Annotated in this window: 20 protein-coding genes; 12 read left to right on the top strand and 8 right to left on the bottom strand. The window is 61.2% G+C overall.

Translation table 11 applies throughout. From position 1 onward, the window contains the following. Positions 1-233 precede the first annotated feature (233 nt). Positions 234-1,205: an N-acetyl-D-Glu racemase DgcA gene (gene dgcA / locus CHC01_RS15905; protein ID WP_089265214.1), complete on the top strand. Its 972-nt coding sequence runs from the start codon at positions 234-236 to the stop codon at positions 1,203-1,205. Here the strand turns inward: dgcA and CHC01_RS15910 are convergent. Further along, positions 1,175-2,392 carry an MFS transporter gene (locus CHC01_RS15910; RefSeq protein ID WP_089265215.1) on the bottom strand — a complete coding sequence of 406 codons (1,218 nt, stop codon included), beginning with the start codon at positions 2,390-2,392 and terminating at the stop codon, positions 1,175-1,177. The two genes, dgcA and CHC01_RS15910, sit on opposite strands and share 31 nt — an antisense overlap. A 76-nt stretch (positions 2,393-2,468) precedes the next feature. Between CHC01_RS15910 and CHC01_RS15915 the strand changes: the two genes are divergently transcribed. Beyond that, positions 2,469-3,722 (top strand): hypothetical protein, encoded by a 1,254-nt coding sequence (locus CHC01_RS15915; protein ID WP_089265216.1) that lies wholly within the window; start codon positions 2,469-2,471, stop codon positions 3,720-3,722. 15 nt (positions 3,723-3,737) lie between these two features. On the opposite strand, the gene CHC01_RS15920 is transcribed toward CHC01_RS15915, so the two are convergent. From CHC01_RS15920 to CHC01_RS15935, 4 genes are read right to left on the bottom strand one after another with little or no spacing between them, the layout of a single operon-like run. Continuing rightward, positions 3,738-4,724, bottom strand: a complete 987-nt coding sequence (locus tag CHC01_RS15920) for a threonine ammonia-lyase (RefSeq protein ID WP_089265217.1) — start codon at positions 4,722-4,724, stop codon at positions 3,738-3,740. A gap of 53 nt (positions 4,725-4,777) precedes the next feature. Then, positions 4,778-5,827 (bottom strand): glycosyltransferase family 4 protein, encoded by a 1,050-nt coding sequence (locus CHC01_RS15925; RefSeq protein ID WP_089265699.1) that lies wholly within the window; start codon positions 5,825-5,827, stop codon positions 4,778-4,780. Between the two features lie 14 nt (positions 5,828-5,841). After that, on the bottom strand, positions 5,842-6,639 hold the full coding sequence (locus CHC01_RS15930) for a UDP-2,3-diacylglucosamine diphosphatase (protein ID WP_374725715.1): 798 nt from the start codon (positions 6,637-6,639) through the stop codon (positions 5,842-5,844). A gap of 56 nt (positions 6,640-6,695) precedes the next feature. Further along, positions 6,696-7,355, bottom strand: a complete 660-nt coding sequence (locus CHC01_RS15935; protein ID WP_089265219.1) for a class I SAM-dependent methyltransferase — start codon at positions 7,353-7,355, stop codon at positions 6,696-6,698. Between the two features lie 305 nt (positions 7,356-7,660). On the opposite strand from CHC01_RS15935, the gene CHC01_RS15940 reads away from it, so the two are divergent. From CHC01_RS15940 to CHC01_RS15950, 4 genes are all read left to right on the top strand, one after another. Further along, positions 7,661-8,725, top strand: a complete 1,065-nt coding sequence (locus CHC01_RS15940; protein ID WP_089265220.1) for an acyltransferase family protein — start codon at positions 7,661-7,663, stop codon at positions 8,723-8,725. Positions 8,726-9,088: 363 nt separating this feature from the next. Further along, positions 9,089-9,313 carry a DUF1127 domain-containing protein gene (locus CHC01_RS31945; protein ID WP_141137110.1) on the top strand — a complete coding sequence of 75 codons (225 nt, stop codon included), beginning with the start codon at positions 9,089-9,091 and terminating at the stop codon, positions 9,311-9,313. 633 nt (positions 9,314-9,946) lie between these two features. Further along, positions 9,947-10,510: a hypothetical protein gene (locus CHC01_RS15945; protein WP_244558378.1), complete on the top strand. Its 564-nt coding sequence runs from the start codon at positions 9,947-9,949 to the stop codon at positions 10,508-10,510. Positions 10,511-10,645: 135 nt separating this feature from the next. Beyond that, positions 10,646-11,113: an MAPEG family protein gene (locus CHC01_RS15950; protein WP_176454602.1), complete on the top strand. Its 468-nt coding sequence runs from the start codon at positions 10,646-10,648 to the stop codon at positions 11,111-11,113. Between the two features lie 3 nt (positions 11,114-11,116). Here the strand turns inward: CHC01_RS15950 and CHC01_RS15955 are convergent, their stop codons facing one another. Further along, positions 11,117-13,099, bottom strand: a complete 1,983-nt coding sequence (locus CHC01_RS15955; protein ID WP_244558379.1) for a BTAD domain-containing putative transcriptional regulator — start codon at positions 13,097-13,099, stop codon at positions 11,117-11,119. A 153-nt stretch (positions 13,100-13,252) separates the two neighbouring features. On the opposite strand from CHC01_RS15955, the gene CHC01_RS15960 reads away from it, so the two are divergent. The 4 genes from CHC01_RS15960 to CHC01_RS15975 all read left to right on the top strand — a co-directional run bounded on the left by CHC01_RS15960 (position 13,253) and on the right by CHC01_RS15975 (position 14,910). Then, positions 13,253-13,444 (top strand): hypothetical protein, encoded by a 192-nt coding sequence (locus CHC01_RS15960; protein WP_089265222.1) that lies wholly within the window; start codon positions 13,253-13,255, stop codon positions 13,442-13,444. Between the two features lie 408 nt (positions 13,445-13,852). Beyond that, positions 13,853-14,212 carry a hypothetical protein gene (locus tag CHC01_RS15965; protein ID WP_089265223.1) on the top strand — a complete coding sequence of 120 codons (360 nt, stop codon included), beginning with the start codon at positions 13,853-13,855 and terminating at the stop codon, positions 14,210-14,212. Positions 14,213-14,269: 57 nt separating this feature from the next. Further along, on the top strand, positions 14,270-14,422 hold the full coding sequence (locus CHC01_RS32595) for a hypothetical protein (RefSeq protein WP_158596836.1): 153 nt from the start codon (positions 14,270-14,272) through the stop codon (positions 14,420-14,422). A gap of 68 nt (positions 14,423-14,490) precedes the next feature. Then, positions 14,491-14,910, top strand: coding sequence for a DUF6647 family protein (locus tag CHC01_RS15975; protein ID WP_089265225.1), 420 nt, complete (start codon positions 14,491-14,493; stop codon positions 14,908-14,910). A 113-nt stretch (positions 14,911-15,023) separates the two neighbouring features. On the opposite strand, the gene thiD is transcribed toward CHC01_RS15975, so the two are convergent. Then, on the bottom strand, positions 15,024-15,824 hold the full coding sequence (gene thiD / locus CHC01_RS15980; RefSeq protein ID WP_089265226.1) for a bifunctional hydroxymethylpyrimidine kinase/phosphomethylpyrimidine kinase: 801 nt from the start codon (positions 15,822-15,824) through the stop codon (positions 15,024-15,026). A 153-nt stretch (positions 15,825-15,977) separates the two neighbouring features. On the opposite strand from thiD, the gene CHC01_RS15985 reads away from it, so the two are divergent. Further along, a complete protein-coding gene (locus CHC01_RS15985) occupies positions 15,978-16,214 on the top strand; it encodes an Lrp/AsnC ligand binding domain-containing protein (RefSeq protein WP_068735543.1) in 237 nt (78 codons plus the stop codon). Positions 16,215-16,427: 213 nt separating this feature from the next. Here CHC01_RS15985 and CHC01_RS15990 read toward each other — a convergent pair whose 3' ends face one another. Beyond that, positions 16,428-18,812: a thiamine pyrophosphate-binding protein gene (locus CHC01_RS15990; RefSeq protein WP_089265227.1), complete on the bottom strand. Its 2,385-nt coding sequence runs from the start codon at positions 18,810-18,812 to the stop codon at positions 16,428-16,430. A gap of 152 nt (positions 18,813-18,964) precedes the next feature. Between CHC01_RS15990 and CHC01_RS15995 the strand changes: the two genes are divergently transcribed. Beyond that, a complete protein-coding gene (locus CHC01_RS15995) occupies positions 18,965-19,426 on the top strand; it encodes an Lrp/AsnC family transcriptional regulator (protein ID WP_089265228.1) in 462 nt (153 codons plus the stop codon). The last annotated feature ends 2 nt before the right edge of the window (positions 19,427-19,428 follow it).

Raw genomic sequence — 19,428 nt, forward strand, 5'->3', positions numbered from 1 at the left:
CAGTCTGTGCATGAACAAAGTATTAACACGCCCAAATACGTTTCTGAGAAGCCAAGTGAAGCCAACACGTTGCTATGGTTAATATAGCCTTAATCCGCCCTGTCAGACACCGGCATTGCGTCGCAAACAAGTTCACGGCGATCACGTAAACTTATAGACACGTCATTACCCGCCGTTGCCGGCACAGCCCGAAAGACACCGCATTGTCCGCATCCGACGCTGCCCCCGCCCTAATGACCGCCCGGATCGAGCAATGGCCGATCGCTGGCGCCTTCACCATCAGCCGCGGCGCCAAGACCGAGGCCGTCGTCGTGGTCGCCGAAATCCACCGCGGCGGTTTGACCGGCCGTGGCGAATGCGTGCCCTATGCGCGCTATGGCGAGACCCCGGAGGCTACGCTGGCCGCCATTCTGGCGATGCAGGACCGATTTGCCGCAGGCCTCGGCCGTGACGCCTTGCAATCGGCCATGCCCGCCGGTGCCGCCCGCAACGCCGTGGATTGCGCCCTGCTCGACCTCGAAGCGAAGAGCCAGGGCCAGCGCGTCTGGGACATGCTGCAGCGGCCGGCACCGCGCGCCTGCACCACCGCCTATACGATCTCGCTTGGTACGCCCGAGGCGATGGCCTCCGCCACCGCAAAGGCCGCCTACCGGCCGCTGCTGAAGATCAAGCTCGGCAGTGACGACGACATCAGCCGCATCACGGCCGTGCGCCAGGCTGCACCGGAATCCGAGTTGATCGTCGATGCCAATGAGGCGTGGACGCCGGACAACCTGAAAGCCAATCTCGACGCCTGCCATAACGCCGGCGTCACGCTGATCGAGCAGCCGTTGCCGGCAGGCAAGGATGATGCGCTGATGCATGTGCATCGGCCGATCATGGTTTGCGCCGACGAGAGCGTGCATGGCCTCGCTTCGCTCGAGGCGTTACGCGGGCGTTACGATGCGATCAACATCAAGCTCGACAAAGCCGGCGGCCTGACCGAAGCGCTGGCGATGGCCGATGCCGCGCGCGCCATGAATCTCGACATCATGGTCGGTTGCATGGTGGCGACGTCGCTGGCGATGGCGCCCGCGATGCTGATTGCGCAATATGCACGCTTCGTCGATCTCGATGGCCCGCTATTGCTCGCCGGGGATCGCGACGGCGGTTTGCGCTATGACGAAAGCACGGTCTATCCGCCCGACGCGGCACTCTGGGGCTGATCGCCCGCAACGCCCGGCGGCTGCCCGGCGCGATGCCGGCCGAACCATATGACGGTCGCCCCGGCAAGGCCAAGCACGGCCATCACGTAGTAAACGCCCTCGCCGTAACGCGCATAGATCGCGCCTGACAGAACTGCCATGCTGCTCATCACGAGGCCGGTGCAGGCGGTGACGTAGCCCTGCGCCCGCGCCATCACATGCGGCGGCACGTGATGCAGCAACAGGCCCATTGTGCCGAGTTGCGTCAGACCGTAGGTCGCGCCGTGCAGCAATTGCACAACCACGAGAATCGGGAGCGGAAGCGTTTGCGCGGTCAGCGTCCAGCGCAGCAATGCGCCAAGGCCACCAAGGATGACCATGGTTGCAGGTGACAAAGTCAGGCGTGGCGACGCTGCGAACAGGATGATTTCGGCGAGCACGCCGAGCGTCCATAGACCAGCGATGGTGAGGCCGTCGAGGCCGGACGCCTGCCAGGTGATCGACGCGAAGGTGTAATAACCGGCATGGCTGCCCTGGATCAGCGCGGCGGAGATCGCTATGGCGAGGAAGCCGGGGTCGCGTAGCAGTGCGCTTGCCTTCGACAGCACCGTGCCGTCGCCTGTCGGCGCGCCCAGTGGCTGCAGACCAAGGCTGACGACAGCCGACAGCACCATCGCTGCAACAATCACCCAGATCAGATGCTCACCGTCGAGCCAGTTGACCACCAGACCGCAGGCAAGCGCACCAACCACGAAGGCGGCCGAGCCCCACAGCCGTAGCGGACCGTAACTGAAGCCGAAGCGCACCACGCCTTTTAGCGCATAGCCATCGGTCAGCGCCGTGAGCGGCGTCCAGACCACTGCCGTCAGCGCGAACACCAGGAGCACGGCGAGCGGTTCGCGTAGCGTGCCTACTGTCGCAAAGCCGATCATGGTGAGAAAGGCACAGACAATCATCGTCTCGCGCAGGGCATGACGGCGCTCTGCGAAAGCGGTGATGAACGGCAGCGTAGTGAAGCGCGTCATCGACGGCACAGCAAGGATGGCGCCGATCCAGGTCGGATCGATACCGATCGCCTTCAGCCAGACCGGGAAGAACGGCAGATAGAAGCCGCTGGAGCCGAACACCGTGCCGTAGAACATCGCCAGCCGCTGCGCGAATTTGCGGCGGATTTGCGGGGCGCTATGGGTGGCAGATTCGGCTATCATGAGGTGAACTGCGATTCGCCACGGGATCGTGGAGATGGTTACATACCGCGCATCCCTGTGCGCGCCACGAGTTATCATGATGGCCGAAGAAGCATTTGCCCTGTCGCCGATCTCTGCCCGCCCCACCCTGCCGGGCGAGGCAGACTATGACGCGATCCGCGAAGCCTTCATGGAGACCGCGCGCGGCCGCTGGTTTCTCGCCGAATATGCCAAGCGCAACCGCACGGCCGATACCAGCCTGGTGCTCGAAGCCGTCACGCGGCTGGAAGCCAATCTCGCCGCCCAAAAGCAGGCGCCGGCGCTCAGCCTGATCGCCGCGCTCGGCGCGATCCGTTCTGCCGTCCGTCAGGCCAAGGCCAGCGCCATCGAGGCGATGCCGCGCGTCGACGCCGACGAGGTTTTGACCGGCGCCCGTAACGGCACCCGCATCATTCGCGAGATCGCCTGGACGCTGCGTGAATGCGGCGCCGACACGCGGATCTGCGATCTGCTCGACACGCAGGTCAAGGCTATCGAGGCCGGGCAGCAGGCTCTCAATGGCAACGGCCGTGAGGATGTGCTGGCGAGCTACGACTTGCTGATGCAGCGGGTCGAGCAGATGGTCGATGGCAGCGCGGCGACGGTTGCGCAGGCCGAACCGACTCCGGCTGCCGAAAAGGTCGAGCCCGTTGTCGCCGAAGCGCGCGAAGCATCCGTGACGCCGTTGTTCAAGTCGCAGGCGAGCGAAGTGCTGGCTGAGACGGTCACGATCTCAAGCGTCGAACCGCCGCGCGCCTCCGTACAGCCGCCCGTTGCAGAGACGGTGGTCGTAGAGACCGTCGCTGAAACGGCCGCGCCTGTCGCAGAAGCCACCGCGGAGCTTGCCGCCACGATGGCCGAGGCCTCCGCGGCTATCGCTGCGGACGATGTCCCGGAGGCGCCTGAAACGGCAGGGATTGCTGAGGACGAACATGACCTCGCCGTCCTCGATATGGTCGCCGCAGAGATGGGCGCGCTCGATCTGAGCGAGCCGGACGTTATTGAGCCTCAGCTTGCCGAGCCTCAATACGTTGAGCCTGAGGTGATGCAGGTTGAAGCTGTCGCTGTTCAGCCAGCAGAGCCCGAAGCCCTCAATCCCGATCTGATGACGCTGGCGCAGATTGCAGAGGTTGCGCTGGCACCCGAGCCGCCGCAGCCGGATCTGGTGCCTAAGGTGGAAGCTGCCGCGCCGTCCCTTGGCGCAGCGCTGATCGCTGGCGGCGTGATCGCGGATCCGAACGCGCCGGCATCGGACCCGCTGGCGCCGATCCGCAAGATGACGCAGGCTGAGAAGATCGCGTTCTTCTCGTAAGCGCCTCTCGCCAGATCAGGCGTTGATGATCCTGGCGTAGAGATCCGCATCGACATTGCCGCCGGACAAAACGATCACCACCGTCTTGCCGCGCGCGTCGAAACGCCCGTGCATCAGCGCAGCCAGCGCCACGGCACCGCCGGGCTCGACCACCAGCTTCAATTCGCGGAACGCAAAAGCCATCGCCTTGCCGACTTCCTCGTCAGTGGCGGTGACGGCCCCCGACAGCAGATGCTGGTTGACCGCAAAGGTGATTTCGCCGGGCGTCAGGGCCATCAGCGCGTCGCAGATCGTGCGGCCCGCATTGCTATGGGCGACACGTTTGCCGGCGCGCAATGAGAGGCCGTGATCGTCAAAGCCCGCGGGCTCTGCGACGATGATCGAGGTCTCGGGGAATCGCGCCTTCACGGCGGTCGCGATGCCGCCGATCAGGCCGCCACCGGATGCCTGCGCAGACACGATGTCCGGCACGATGCCCAAGGCGGCCATGTCTTCGGCGATCTCGCGGCCGACAGTGCCCTGCCCGGCCATCACGAACGGATCGTCATAGGGCGGCACGACCGTCGCGCCGCTCTTGCCGGCGATGTCGCGGGCGATGGCTTCGCGGTCTTCCTTGTCGCGATCATAGAGCACGACTTCGGCGCCATAACCCCTGGTGCGCTCGACTTTCGACACCGGCGCATCGGACGGCATCACGATGGTCGCCTTCATGCCGAGGATCTGCGCTGCAGCGGCTACGCCCTGCGCATGATTGCCGGACGAGAATGCGACGACGCCCCTGCCGCGCTCACCCTCGGGGATCGAGGAAATCTTGTTGAAGGCGCCGCGAAACTTGAACGAGCCGGTCCGCTGCAGCACTTCCGGCTTCAAGAACACTTTCGCGCCGGTCAGCGCATCGAGCGCAGGCGACCGGAGCAACGGCGTACGCGTTGCATAAGGGGCGATGACGCGCGCGGCGGCATCGATATCGGCGGATGTAATCGGCAATGGGGTGTTTGTCATGCGCGCATTTTATCGCGCGGCACAACCGGCGGGCAAGCTATACAAAGAGCATGTCAGGCAGCGAAACGCGGATGCTTCGCTGCGGACGGTGCACGGGCGGCGATTTCGGCCCGCACATGGCTGATATTGTTGACGAAAGCGCGTGCCGACGCTTCCCAGGTGTGACCGGCAGCAAACTTGAGACAATCTTGCGGCGAGATTTCGAGCGCCTTGAGACAGGCCTGCCGCAAGTCATCCGACAACACACCGACCGGCGACGCGCCGATCACGTCCTTCGGACCCGTTACCGGGAACGCAGCCACCGGCACGCCGCTCGCCAACGCCTCGAGCAGGACGAGGCCATAGGTGTCGGTCTTACTCGGAAACACGAAGACATCGGCTGAGGCATAGGCAACGGCCAGAGCCTCACCCTGCAACGCGCCCGTGAACAGCGCCTCGGGATATTTCGCTTCGAGCGCGGCACGCGCCGGGCCATCGCCGACCACGACCTTGGTGCCCGGCAGATCGAGATCGAGGAAGGCTTCGAGGTTCTTCTCGACGGCGACGCGGCCGACCGAGAGGAAAATCGGCTTCGGCTTGCCGAGATCGACCTGACGCGGATGAAACAGATTGGCGTCGACACCGCGCGGCCACAGCACGACGTTGCGGAAGCCGCGGTCACGTAACTCGGTCGCGAGCGCTGGCGTAGCCGCCATCACGGCAGAGCTGGCGCCATGGAAGCGGCGTAGGCCGGCCCAGACCCAGGATTCCGGAATCGGAAAACGCGCCGAGATATATTCGGGAAAGCGCGTGTGGAAACTGGTGGTGAAGGGAATGTTGCGACGGCGGCAATAGGCACGCACCGAAAATCCGATCGGGCCTTCGGTGGCGATGTGGATGTTGTCGGGCTTTGCCTCATCAATCAGTCGCGCGATCTTGCGGCGGCTCGGGATCGCGACGCGTAAATCAGCGTAGCTCGGCAGCCCGACCGTGCGAAACGATTCCGGCGTGAGAAAACTCACATCGACGCCAAAGCCCCTCGCCGCCTCCGCCATCATCGTCAGCGTGCGTACGACACCGTTGACTTGGGGATGCCAGGCGTCGGTAGCGACGAGAATGCGCATCAGGCCGCCATCCTTCACGCCGCCTTGGCCGGTGCGAGCGCCTGCACCGGCATGCCGCGGCGGACCGGATCGGTCCAGGTAATGATCTCGAAGCGGCCATCCTCGTGTTCGACCAGCGCCGTACAGCTTTCGACCCAATCGCCGCAATTCATGTAACGGATGCCGTGCTCGTCACGGATCGTCGCGTAGTGGATATGACCGCAGATCACACCGTCAGCGCCATGGCGCCGCGCTTCACCGGCCAGCGTCTCTTCAAACGCGCCGATATAGTTGACCGCGTTCTTCACCTTCATCTTGGCCCATTTCGACAGCGACCAGTAAGGGAAGCCGAACAATTTACGCAGCGCATTGACCAGACGGTTCATCTGGATCGCGAAGTCATAGGCCTTGTCGCCGAGATGGGCGAGCCAGCGCGCGTTCTGCACCACGAGGTCAAAAATGTCGCCATGGATGACGAGATATTTCTTGCCGTCCGCGCCTTCATGCGTCGCGGTCTCGACGACCTCGATGCCACCGAAATGCGTGCCGTAATAGCTGCGCAGGAATTCGTCGTGATTGCCGGGAATGTAAACGACCTTGGCGCCCTTGCGCACCTTGCGCAGCATCTTCTGGACGAAGTCGTTATGGGACTGCGGCCAGTGCCAGCCGGATTTCAGCGCCCATCCATCGACGATGTCGCCAACGAGATAGATGGTATCGGCATCATGGGTACGGAGGAAGTCCAGCAGCCGGTCAGCCTGCGATCCGCGGGCGCCAAGGTGGACGTCGGAGATAAACAAGGTGCGAAAGCGCTTTTCGTTGCCTTCACTCATCACGTCTCTTTCCATGTCGAGCAGCTAACTGATTTGCATGACACGGCGATGACGATTTACGCCGCCAGCGCCGCCGCGGTTCGTTCGAAAGTTACCAATGTATAGATGCCGAACGGCGCCACCTTGCGGCGTTCGACGAGGATCGATTCAGCATTCGCCTGCGACCACGCCTGCAGCCGCGCGAACGGGAATTCCGGGCGCAGACCGAGGGAACGGGTCTTCACGGCGGCCCAGCGCTCGACGGCGGCTGCCAGACCAGTCTCCGAATACAGATGATTGACGAGAATGATGCGGCCGCCCGGCTTCACCACGCGGTGGCATTCCGACAGCACCTGCTCGGGATTCTCGACGAGCGTGATCACGAACTGGGCGACGACACAGTCGAAGGTCGCGTCAGAAAATGTCATGGCATGGGCGTCCATCTCCCTGATGTCCTTGACCCATGGATAGCGGCCCGTTGCCATCTTGGTGCGCGCCTTGGCCAGCATGGGCGCGCTCAGATCGATACCTGTGATCTCGGTTGTCGCATCATAGTCATCGAATGACAGGCCAGTGCCGACACCGACTTCAAGCACCTTGCCACCCACAGCACGCGCTGCTTCCGCAGCCGCACGGCGCCCCTTCAGCATCACCGGACCGCACACCGCATCATAGATCGGAGCCCAGCGCGCATAAGCCGTTTCAACAATGGATTTTTCGAGATCCAGCGTCGTCATTGAAGGTTCCGCCCAGCGTGTCCGGAAGAATCGGACAACCCATTTGCTGTTCGGCTGATATCAAGCCGGGATGACAGATCGACGACAGAGTGTCGCAGGAACTAGTATCTGAGTGCTGTGGACACACCCTGTGTCGTCGCCATCCTGAGAAGCTCGCTCCTGGGAGGCTCGAAGGATGAGGCTACGGGTGCCTCGGCGCATCCAGGGCCCTAAGACGTTGACGGCAATGGCTAAGAACCATGCCACCCGCAGAACCATTCGTATCTATTAACAGCCACTAAAGGTTTTCCACGCAGGATTCGACGATGGGCACGCTCAGAATCATCCTCGCGATTTCCGTTGCATTCGCGCATTTCGGGCTGCCTTTCGGCATTCTCACCAGCGATATCGCCGTACAGAGCTTCTTTGTTATTTCTGGGTTCTATATGGCCCTGGTGCTGAACGAGAAATACGCGCCCGGTTCCTATCGGCTGTTCATCTCCAACCGCCTGCTGCGCCTGTTTCCGGCATACCTGCTCGTGCTGGCTCTCTCCCTCGTCGTGACCGGGCACTGGAAGCAACTGATGTCTCTGGACCCGTTTGGCGCCGCATATTTCGTCGTCTCCCAATTAGTGATCATTGGTCAGGAGACGTATTTTTTTCTGGTCGTTCGAGATGGTGGGCTGGCGCTCGCCTTGCAGCCGGCCGGTGTGCCCGACCTGCTCTACACATTCGCCCCGATTCCGCAGGCATGGACTCTGGCACTGGAGATCTACTTCTATCTGCTCGCGCCGTTGCTGGTGAGACGAGGACCGATCGTGATTGCCTCAGTTATCGCTGCAAGCCTTGTCTTCCGGATGGGAGTTCAATGGCTATTCGGCTTCAGTGGAGACCCGTGGTCCTATCGCGTATTTCCTTCCGAGATGGCGTTGTTCTGCGCGGGAGCGCTAGGCTACCAAGTATACGCATCCGGAGATGACAGCCGACGAGCCCGCCTGAACGCATTGCTCGTACTGGCTTCGGCGCTGATATTCGTTTGCCTCACGATCAACAAGTCGAAAGGATTCGAGACGCTGCCGTCGATCCTGTTCCTCGCCATTGTGATCGTCGCAGTTCCCAGACTGTTCGAGCTGAGCAAGAACGTGACCTGGGACAGATATCTCGGTGAGTTATCCTATCCGATCTATATCTGCCACTTTCTGTTTGGATGGATATTGCTGCCGGAGACGCTTCTAGCGTCCTATGGCGCGCTATTCCTCACCGCGACGACGTCGATACTGATCTATCATCTTGTCGATCAGCCGATCGATCGCTGGCGACAAAAGCGCTTTGCCCGAATTCAACGCAAGGCAAGCGAGCGCGGCCTATTAAGCAGCCGCGTAACGGTGTGACCGACTTAATAGAACGCGTAGAAATGATGCACCCGGCCGGTCCCGTGGCCGCCCCTGATCAGCGCAGCCTTGCAGCCCGAGCGCAAGCGTTTCGCGGACGTGCGTCTCTCCGGCTTCGGCATCAAGCTTCAAGACGGATCGCTAGAAGCGCGTGGATCGCGAATCCGGTGCTGACGCGTGGAATTTGCGGGACGAAGCCCTTCCTGAACGGGTTCGACACGCCTGGCCGCCTTTTCGCGGCGCCTTGAGCGAAAATAACGCTGCTCTGACGCCTGACTGACGTCGGCACGACGTCGACAGGCTTCAATGCTTGTCACGCAGCGATGTGCCGGGATATCCGGTCGCAAAAATCGGAGCACCACCATGCGCGCCTACGCACAGTTTGTATCAGGCGACGATCATCTGCGTCTCGGCGCGATCTTCAGCTTGCCTGCCACGTGGCGGCAGCGAGCCCGTTTCAGAGCAGAATTGCGCGCGGATATCAGAGACAGGCCCGATTTTCTCCACGATATCGGCATCGGCCTGTACGAAGCGCATGCCGAAGCGTCACGGTTTTTCTGGGAGCCTTGGCTACTGAAGCGCCGCTAGTCCAAAATCATACGTTGCTGCGGCGGACCTGCGCTCGACCAAGAGCATAACATTCGTCTTTTCCAACAACGGTTGATCAGACGATTTAACGCTCATACTGCGCGCATCTCTCACCCCCCCTTCTGTAGCGCCCAACTAACGCCGGCGACGACGTCGACAGGCTTCAACGGGTGTCACGCGAGTCCTGCCGCCGCACGTTCGGGTCGCAAGAGTTTTTGCCAGATAGTTACCGATTTCAGACCGCTGCAATTCCAATGATTGCGATCGCGATTGCTTCGCATTCCGCGGAGCACTTGAGAGGCCCACCAGGGCAAATACGTAAACGAGGCAAGGGGCGCGCATGCAGATGGTTGGCAGGCTATTGTCCGCACTTGGCGGACAAGGACCAGCGCTTTTGGTGATCTCGCTTTGTGCAGGGCTGTTGATCCAACCTCTCGCTCATTTCGGCTACGATCTTTTGCCGTTCTCGGCATTTCTCCTGACACTGGGCTCGTTTCTCACAGCCGGTCTCGCGCCATCCGAAGCCAGGATTCGTCTGCCCCTGATGGCCCTGGTGGTTGCCTGGGTCGGCCGGTCGGAAGCGCGGCCGCGATCGCCGGGATGCTTGGTCTGCGAACACGTCTCGCTTTACTCGTGTCCATCGCACTCACCCTCCTCACGCCTATTTCAATTCCGTGCTTTGCCACAGTGCTCGGACTTGGAATTGAATTCGACATGGGCGCGCTGGCTATCCGATTGTTCAGCATCATCGGCGCTGCAGGCTTGGTTGCCTTTCTGGCAATACGGTTTCGCCGGAATCTGATGCCCGTTCTGCCCGACCAACACGCTGCCACCGGGGTCGCCGTTATCGGACTCATCATCGTCGGACTGGCAACCTCACAGGGCATACGGACCCACTGGATCAGCAATCCGCTAGGTTTCGATGTCATGCTGGCCGCGGCGGTCGTCTCCAACTTCGGACTGTGCGTGCTCGCAACTTTGACATTCGCGAGAATGGGATTACAGACCGCCGGAACGATAGGCCTCGTGAGCGGAAACCGTAATGTCACTCTCGTGTGGGCAGCGGCCAGCTTTGGTCTGCCATCTCTCGCGGAGGGTTATGTCGCTGCGTGCGTCATCCCGGTCCTCGCGCTCCCTCTCATCGTCAAGCTTTGCCTCAAACTACCTTCCTTCAGCCGTCTCCTCCCGCAAAACTGATGACCAAGAGGCGACAGCCCCCGATCAGCACTCGTACGGGGGGCCAAATCCCGCGTAAACAGACACAGACATTGTATTTCGCTGGGAAACGCGCTGGGCCATAGATACGATCTATGGCCTATGGGGGACGGCACATTGGACAAACTCGCTCTGAACGATCCGCTATTCGCTACCTACGTCATTGCTGCGAGCCTGACGATCCTCAAGGCTGTGGCGATGTCGTGGCTGACTGTAGTCCGTATGGTCGACGTCAAAGGCGGCTACCGTTCACCCGAGGATATCAAGAAGACGCCGATGAACCCCGCGCCCGACCCGGCGCAACTCTTGCCCAACGAGCGCGTCGAGCGGATCCGCCGGATCCAGATGAACGACCTCGAGAGCCTGCCCTACTTCCTGGTCGCGGGTTTGCTCTACATTCTCACGCAACCGTCCCTGCTGCTCGCCCAATGGCTGCTATACGGTTACGTCGCCTCACGTCTGCTTCACTTCATCGCCTATCTCACCGAACAAATTCATGAGATACGCGCGACCTTCTGGACTGTGGGCTCGCTCATCCTGATCTTCATGACCGTCCGGACGTTGATATCTGCGGTCGGCGCGTGAAGTTCAAGCCGTAACGCCGGCTTCGCGCTGAGCCGATAGGTAACGTTCAAGATCGTCGTCCTGCTTGAAAAAGCGCATGGCACGAAGCTCTGCGATAGTTGTCTTTTGCACGGCATCGCGCTGGCGCGTCACGTCGCGGGCCTCTTCCAATCGCCTGGCGGCTACAAGATTGGCTACCAGCATGCGATGGCCCGTACCGTTGGCCGGATTCTGCTGGATCGAGTTGCGCGCCCACAAGACACCATCCTCAGGGCGCCCGAGCGCAAAGCATGATGCAGCCAGGCCCGTCATCCAAAAATGGAGCATATTGTCATAGGGGCTGAGGGCGATCGACCGGTGAAGGCATGTGACAGCATGCTCATAGTCACCACCCATGCTGTCGATCATTCCAAGAATGCCCCAGGCGAAGGCGGAGCTTGGATTGAGGCGCACAGCTTCCTTGCAGTGGATGCGCCCCTGATCGTTGTTGCCGACCGGACCAAACAATGTGAAGCCATAGACCGCATGGGCGAACGCATCTGCACCATCTTGCTCGACGGCGCGGCGCGCCAAGACGACGGCTTCGACCAACGTTTCCGGCAAAGCCGCCGCCCCCAGAGGCGACGCCATGACAAGTGCCCAAGCAAGGGACGCCAGCGTGGCTGGGCGCAGCTGATCGCGGTTGAGAGACTGTCGCAACAATACGATCGCCCTCGTGATCCCGTCACGGGTTCCGTTCCATAGATGGGGAAGCGCTCGCAGGTAGATGTCGTAAGCCGAAAGATCAGAGAGCGGCTTGCGCCTTGCGCGCTCGACCTCGGCGCTCCGCACGGCCGGATCAATCACTGCAGCGACGCTCGCGCTGATGTCATCCTGCAGATCGAAAACATCGACGATGGCGCGATCGTAGCGATCAGACCAGACCTGAACCTCATCGCGGGCATGGGTCAGTTCGGCCGATACACGAATGCGGTTGCCCGCTTTGCGGATGTTGCCGCTCAGGACGTATTGAACACCGAGTTGTTGCGCGATTTGCCGGCTGGTCAGCCTTCTATCCTTGAAGGCGAAGCTCGATCCGCGTGCGATGACCACGAATTCGCGAAAGCGCGACAAAGCGGTGATGATGTCCTCGGTGACACCGTCAGCGAAGTATTCCTGCTCCGGGTCGTCGCTCATGTTCCGAAACGGCAGAACCACGATGGATGGTTGATCCGCGACCATCATCAGAGCAGGCGCAAGTGGAGTCGATATCTCGATCTCGCTGACAGCCACCGATTCGATCAGTGTCTGGGCTCTGCGTAGTTCAGCAACGAGCGCTCTGGTTGCTTCGTCCGGCTCTGTATTGAGCTCTCGCTTCAGAAGCCCAACGACCTCTTGATAGTATTTGAGCGCTTCAGCTTTACGCCCGGTTGCAGACAGAGCTTGCATGATCAGCCGGTGCGCATCCTCACGCATGTTGTTCAGTGCGCTGGCACGGTGCCCGGCCTTCAATGCGTGATCGGCGCGACCGGCGACCAGTTCTTTTTCGCCGAGCCCGACCATCGCAGTCAGAGCCAGCTCCTGAAATCGCTGGCGTTCGCCAGCCAGCCAATCGCTCCAGCCTTCTTCGCTAACTCCGATGTCATCGACGAAGCGCCCTCGATAGAGATCCGCTGCCTCACCCAGCGCATCACGGCCGCCCTCCCGCACCAGGGCCTCGAACCGGCTGATATCGCACAGGATCACCGTCGTATTCAGCGATACGAACTCGCCATCGCTCTTGAGAGCATCCCGACCCAGAATTTGACGTAGCTTGAACAGTGACTGACGAAGGTTCTGCCTTGCTTGCGCGTCGAAATAAGACCCCCAGAACAGGGTCGACAGTTTTTCGCGCGGCTGAGGCTCCGGTGCCGTGCAAGCCAGATAAGCAAGCAATCCCGAGAGCTTCTTGTTTGGCAAGCCGACCACGCCGTTCGGCCCGGTGAGCACGACGCGTCCCAAAAGCGAAAGATTAAATTTTGGGCACACCGTCGGCTACTTCCAAGTTTTGAACAAATGCGTCCTCTGAATATACATTTAACTTAGATTGGCAACTTTGCGAGCAGTATTAACGCAGCGATGACGGCTGACTAACGCCGGTGAGACGGCAGCGGGTTCAAGTCAAAATGCGACGAGATGCGAATGGCATTCGGCGCAGAGCAACTTCACCCGGAAGCCGTCATGCGCACGCGTCACATCATTGCAGTCGTCGCTACCCTGACCGTGATCCTCGCCGGAGTTGATGTGGCGCTGACTTCCCTGGCTGCTCCGAAAGCCAAGGCGGCTTCGCACGCCACGCCTCCCGTCTCACCCCTCCTTTTCGGAGGCGACTGATCTCAGTTCGATTTCGAAGTAGCCATCAAGCAGGAGGCCGCATTGACCAATACCGCGCAACTACGAGCGCGATCGTATGCCTTTCTCTCAACCGAAGACGAACGACGAGTCATCGCGAGATGGAGAACTGGAGTGATCGCGTTCTATGGCTCGATTTTGTTGATTGCATTGGCAGCAACGAGCCAGAGGCCAAAAGCGGATCAGCCTGACCTCGCTTCCGATGATTTCGTCACATACGACATGTCGAGCCCGCCGCTACCGTAGGCGAACAAAGCCAACGCCGCGACAGCGTCGCTGCCAATGCCAGCAAGCGCAACGAAGTTTCAATGCAAATTTCAAGGGTGTCAGGCGGGCCGAGCGGTCAGCAAGCTCACCTGCATCATCCCGTGAAGTATCAGGAAAAGAGCGATGAAGACCGACTTTCCGGCGCCGTCTCCAGCACCTGTGGGGGCTTCGATGATCGTCAGCGCACTTCATGAATCCCGTCGCCGGCAGGCAATCAACGTCATTCATCGCTACCAGCATCTCATCTCCGACCGCGTCGAAACCAATCCTGGCAAGCCCATTCCATCGCCAGACGCGAAAATGCGCGTTCGTCAGATACAGAACAGTGAAGGGAAAAGAAACGTGAGGCGACTGAGCGAAACACACCTGATCATCCTGATCCTTATCGGCTTCGGCATTGTGCACGTGATTGGCGGCGTCCTCCTGGCACGGGCGGCGCCCGAGCACAGTCGCCCTGTGAATATAGCGTCCTGGGGCGACTGACTGCGGCAGGCGAAGAGGCATCAATCATCAATGGATGGCAACAATCGTGAGGCTGACATGACTGCAATCGCGAGCGCGATGTCCCGCGCGATTCGTTCGATCACCGGAGCCGATGTGCTCAAGCATTTTCTGTTTTTCTGCGGAGCCGGAATTCTGGTGTTCGTGCTCTCGCTCACTTACGGCCTGGATCTGAGTCCGGGACTTTTCTGATCCGCGCCACGGTTGCGCAAACTGAAGCGTCCAATTCCCCGCAGACCATACCCGCACGAGGTCACTACGTGAACGCCCTGATCGCCACCTATATCGCATGGATCATTGCCCAAACCGGCTTCGTCCCTCCGGCTCACCCGCCAATCCATTTCGCGACGTCAGCAGAAATGGCTGTGCTAAGTGGCGCACCGGAAAATAGCGGGCTCGAATTTCAAGCCCTCTACAGCCGCGAACAAGGTGCGATCTACCTTCCCCACGAATGGCAACCGGTCAATTTGCGGCAGAAGAGCGCGCTGCTGCACGAACTCGTGCATCACGTGCAACGGGCCAACAACGTCGAAGCTCCGTGTGTGGCAGCCCACGAACGCCAGGCCTATGACCTTCAGATGACATGGCTCCGCGAACAGGGGGTCGAGGATCCCTACGGCCTCGTCGGCACGAATGAACTCACAATCTACATGGTGAGCGTCTGCCGCGACGGTTCGTAAGCGGCACGCGACGTTCCTTCGTCATATGCCATGAGATGCAACAGGCTCGTACGCGGACCGATGCTCAGGCGATTGGAACGCGCCGAGGTTGGTTTGAGCCGATCTGGACCTGCCTAATAGAACGCATGGAAGTGATGCACCGGGCCGTGGCCGTGACCGACCGTAAAACGATCCGCCGCAGCGATCGCAGCCGTGACATAGGCTTTCGCCGCACGCACGGCGGCTTCCATGTCCTGCCCCTTGGCAAGGCCTGCCGCGATCGCTGACGATAGCGTGCAGCCTGTACCGTGCGTGTTCTTCGTCGCCACGCGCGGCGCAGGCAATGCGATGGCGCGGTCTGCGGTGATAAAATAGTCGGTGCTCTCCGGGCCGGTCCCATGGCCGCCCTTGATCAGCACAGCCTTGCAGCCGAGCTTGAGCAGACGCTTGCCCTGCGCCTCGATGGCCGCATCGCCCTCTGCCATCGGCTCGTCGAGCAGCGCGGCGGCCTCTGGCAGGTTCGGCGTGATGATCTGCGCCCGCGGGATCAGTGTACTGCGCAGCGCGGCGATGGCCTCCGGCGCCAGCAGACGATCGCCTGAGGTCGCCACCATCACGGGATCGAGCACCACATGTTTCGGCTGCCATGTCGCAAGGCCCGCGGCGATGGCCTCGATCACATCGCGCTGAGCGACCATGCCGATCTTCACTGCGCCGACCGCGAGATCGACGAACACGGCATTGATCTGCTCGCTCACGAACTCTGCAGGCACCTGATGGATGCCGGTGACGCCCATGGTGTTCTGCGCGGTCAGCGCGGCGATCACCGAGGCGCCGTAGACGCCCAGCGCCGCGAAGGTCTTGAGGTCGGCCTGGATGCCGGCGCCGCCCGAGGAATCCGAACCGGCAATGGTCAGGGCAATGGGTGTGGGCATCGGAAAAACTCGCACGAGATCAAGGGATAAGCGGGCTCCTCAGTCCTAGCCCTCTATTGCCTGAGCGACAAGGTGGCGACATGCTGGCGGCTTGCGCCGCACCCTGTTTTGGGCTTGATGATCTCTAAAATCGCCCGTTTCCGGAGAATCCCGATGGTCCCCTTCTTTGTCCAGTTCAAGTGCAAGCTTGGCCAGTCCTATGCCGTCGCCAACGCGCTGGCCGAAGCCGAAATCGCCTCGGAGATCTATTCCACCGCCGGCCACTACGACCTGCTGGTGAAGTTCTATGTCGATAACGCCACCGACATCGGCCATTTCGTGAACGAGAAGGTGCAGACCATCCCGGGCATCCAGGACACGCATACGATCATTACGTTCAAGGCGTTTTGAGAAACGCACCGGCCGTGCGCTCCTTCTCCCCGCTCTGCGCGGGGAGAAGGGTGGGATGAGGGGCGAGGCACAATAGCCGCTCCTATTCACCTTGAGCATGTCGCACAGATTCCGATCCGCGAATTGCGGGTATGTGGTGAGGCCGTGCCATGCCCCTCACCCGCCGCGAAGACGCGGCGACCTCTCCCCGCAAGCGGGGAGAGGTTAAGAGACCTACACCGCCATCTTCCGATGCAGCACGGGCACCCCGCTCAGCTCCTCCGCCGCGTCGACGATCGCATTCGCGTCGATGCCGTGATGGCGATAGAGATCGCCGATGGTGCCGGTCTGGCCGAATTGTTCGACGCCCAGCGCTTCCATGCGATGACCGCACACGCTGCCGATCCAGCCCAAAGTCGCCGGATGGCCGTCGAGCACGGTGACGATGCCGCAATCGCGCGGCAGCGGCTGCAGGAGCTTCTCGATGTGGCTGAGATGCTGCGGGTTGCGCCTGTCGCGGCGGATCTTTCGCGCCGATGTCCAGCCGGCATGGAGACGATCGGCTGACGTGATCGCCAACAGGCCGATGTCGCGATGGCTGTCGCCGAGCAATCCCGTTGCCTCGATCGCCTCCGGCGCCAGCGTGCCGGTATAGGCTATCACCAGATCGCAATTTGCGCCGGGCTTGCGCAGCCAATAGGCGCCATCGGTGATGCCCTGCTGCAGCTCCGGCGTCATCATGCGCTGCGGCTGCTCGATGGTGCGCGTGGAGAGCCGCAGATAGACCGAGCCGCCGGCGCGCTGGCCGCTGTCATCAGTGCCCGCGTCGCGCTGCATGTGCTGGAAGCCCCAACCCATGATGACGGCGAGTTCGTCGACGAAAGCCGGCTCGAACGATGCGAGCCCGTCTTGCGCCATGCCAATCAGCGGCGTCGCGATCGACTGATGAGCACCGCCTTCCGGCGCAAGCGTGATGCCCGACGGCGTCGCCGCCACCATGAAACGGGCATCCTGATAACAGGCATAGTTGAGCTGATCGAGACCACGCTCGATGAAGGGATCGTACAGCGTCGCGACCGGCAGCAGACGGACGCCGTTGATGCTGCTCGACAGGCCCAGGGCTGACATCAGGATGAACAGGTTGGCCTCGGCAATGCCGAGTTCGAGATGCTGGCCCTTCGGCGAAAAGTCCCAGTTGAAGGTGGACGGAATCTTCTCGCTGCGGAAGTGATCGGCCTTCTCGGCGCGTGCGAACAGCCCACGCCGATTGACCCATGCTCCGAGGTTCGTCGACACGGTGACATCGGGCGATGCGGTGACGATGCGCGACGCCAGTTCGGTATCGCCGCGTGCCAACTCGTGCAGCACCAGGCCGAAGCCCTGCTGCGTCGACATTTCCGGCGACGGCTTGAACGACAGATGCGCGGGGACATCGATCGCAGGCGCGCTCAGGCGTCGCGTGCCCTGCTGCACGAAGGGCACATCTTTCAGGAACGCATCCAGCGTCGCCGCATCCTGCGGCAGTCCCTCATACCTGTCCCATTCATGGCCGGGCCGGATATTCTGCGCCGCGCGCCAGGTCTCCATCTGCGTCGGCGTCATCAGGCCGGCGTGATTGTCCTTATGGCCCTGGAACGGCAGGCCGATGCCCTTGATGGTGTAGGCGATGAAACAGACTGGACGATCGTGATCGACCGCTTCGAAAGCCTCGACCATGCTGGCCATATCGTGGCCGCCGAGATTGGACATCAGCGCCAGCAGTTCCTCGTCGCTGCGCGCTTCGATCAAGCGCGACACCGGACCCTGATCGCCGATCTCGTCGTTGAGCCGCTTGCGGAACGCAGCACCGCCCTGGAAGCACAGCGCCGAATAGATCTGGTTCGGACAATTGTCGATCCAGGTCTTCAATGCAGCTCCGCCGGGCTCGGCAAAAGCCGTCTGCATCAGCCGGCCGTACTTCACGATCACCACGTCCCAGCCAAAGTTGCGGAACATGGATTCGAACTTCTCCCACAGACCCTCGCGCACCACGGCATCGAGGCTCTGGCGGTTGTAGTCGACGATCCACCAGGTGTTGCGCAGCCCGTGCTTCCAGCCTTCAAGCAAGGCTTCGAAGATATTGCCCTCGTCCATCTCGGCATCGCCGACCAGCGCGATCATGCGGCCTTCGCGGCGGTCCTTCATCCAGCCGTGAGCCGAGACGTAGTCCTGCACCAGCGATGAGAACAGCGTCTGCGCGACGCCGAGGCCGACCGAGCCGGTGGAGAAATCGACATCGTCGATGTCCTTGGTGCGCGACGGATAACTCTGCGCGCCCTTGAAGCCGCGGAAGTTCTCCAGCTTCTCGCGCGTCTGGTTGCCGAACAGATACTGAATGGCGTGGAACACCGGGCTCGCATGCGGCTTCACCGCAACGCGGTCTTCCGGCTTCAGCACCGAAAAATAGAGCGCCGACATGATCGTCGCCAGCGAGGCGGATGACGCTTGATGACCGCCAACCTTGAGACCGTCGGCATTGGGGCGGATGTGGTTGGCATTGTGGATGGTCCATGACGAGAGCCAGAGCACCTTGCGCGCCAAGGCGGTCAGGGTCTGCAGGCGATGATGATCGATCGGCATGGTGGGCTCCCGCGTCGGCCAGCTGCGCTGGTTCGTGATGAGGTCGCCATTCTAGCAGGCGCTCGAAAGTGATTTTCTCAATTCATCGCGACAACCACGGTCATATTGGTATAGATGAATGGTTCCGGCTCCCATTTCATGGAATTTTTCCAATGTCAGCCCTCGACGCAATCGACCGCAAGATTCTCGCCGCGCTGCAGATCGACAGCCGCATCACCATGCAGGAGCTCGCCGAGAAGGTCGGGCTCTCGATCTCGCCGTGCCATCGCAGGGTGAAATTGCTGGAAGAGCGCGGCGTTATCACCCGCTACATGGCGCTGGTCGACCAGAAGGCAATCGGACTTCCGGTCAGCGTCTTCATTTCCATCAAGCTTGTCCGGCAGAAGGAGGAAGACCTCAACCGTTTCGCCAAGGCGATCTCAAAATGGGAGGAAGTGCTGGAATGCTATCTGATGACCGGCAACCGCGACTATCTCTTACGCGTCGTCGCGGCGGATCTGTCGTCCTACGAGGCATTCCTGAAGAACAAGCTGACGCGGCTCGACGGCATCGCCTCGATCGAATCCAGCTTCGCCCTCAGCCAGGTGAAGTATTCGATCGCACTGCCGGTGTGAGG

It is taken from the genome of Tardiphaga sp. OK246 (assembly GCF_900188215.1).
Classification (GTDB): Bacteria; Pseudomonadota; Alphaproteobacteria; order Rhizobiales; family Xanthobacteraceae; genus Tardiphaga; species Tardiphaga robiniae.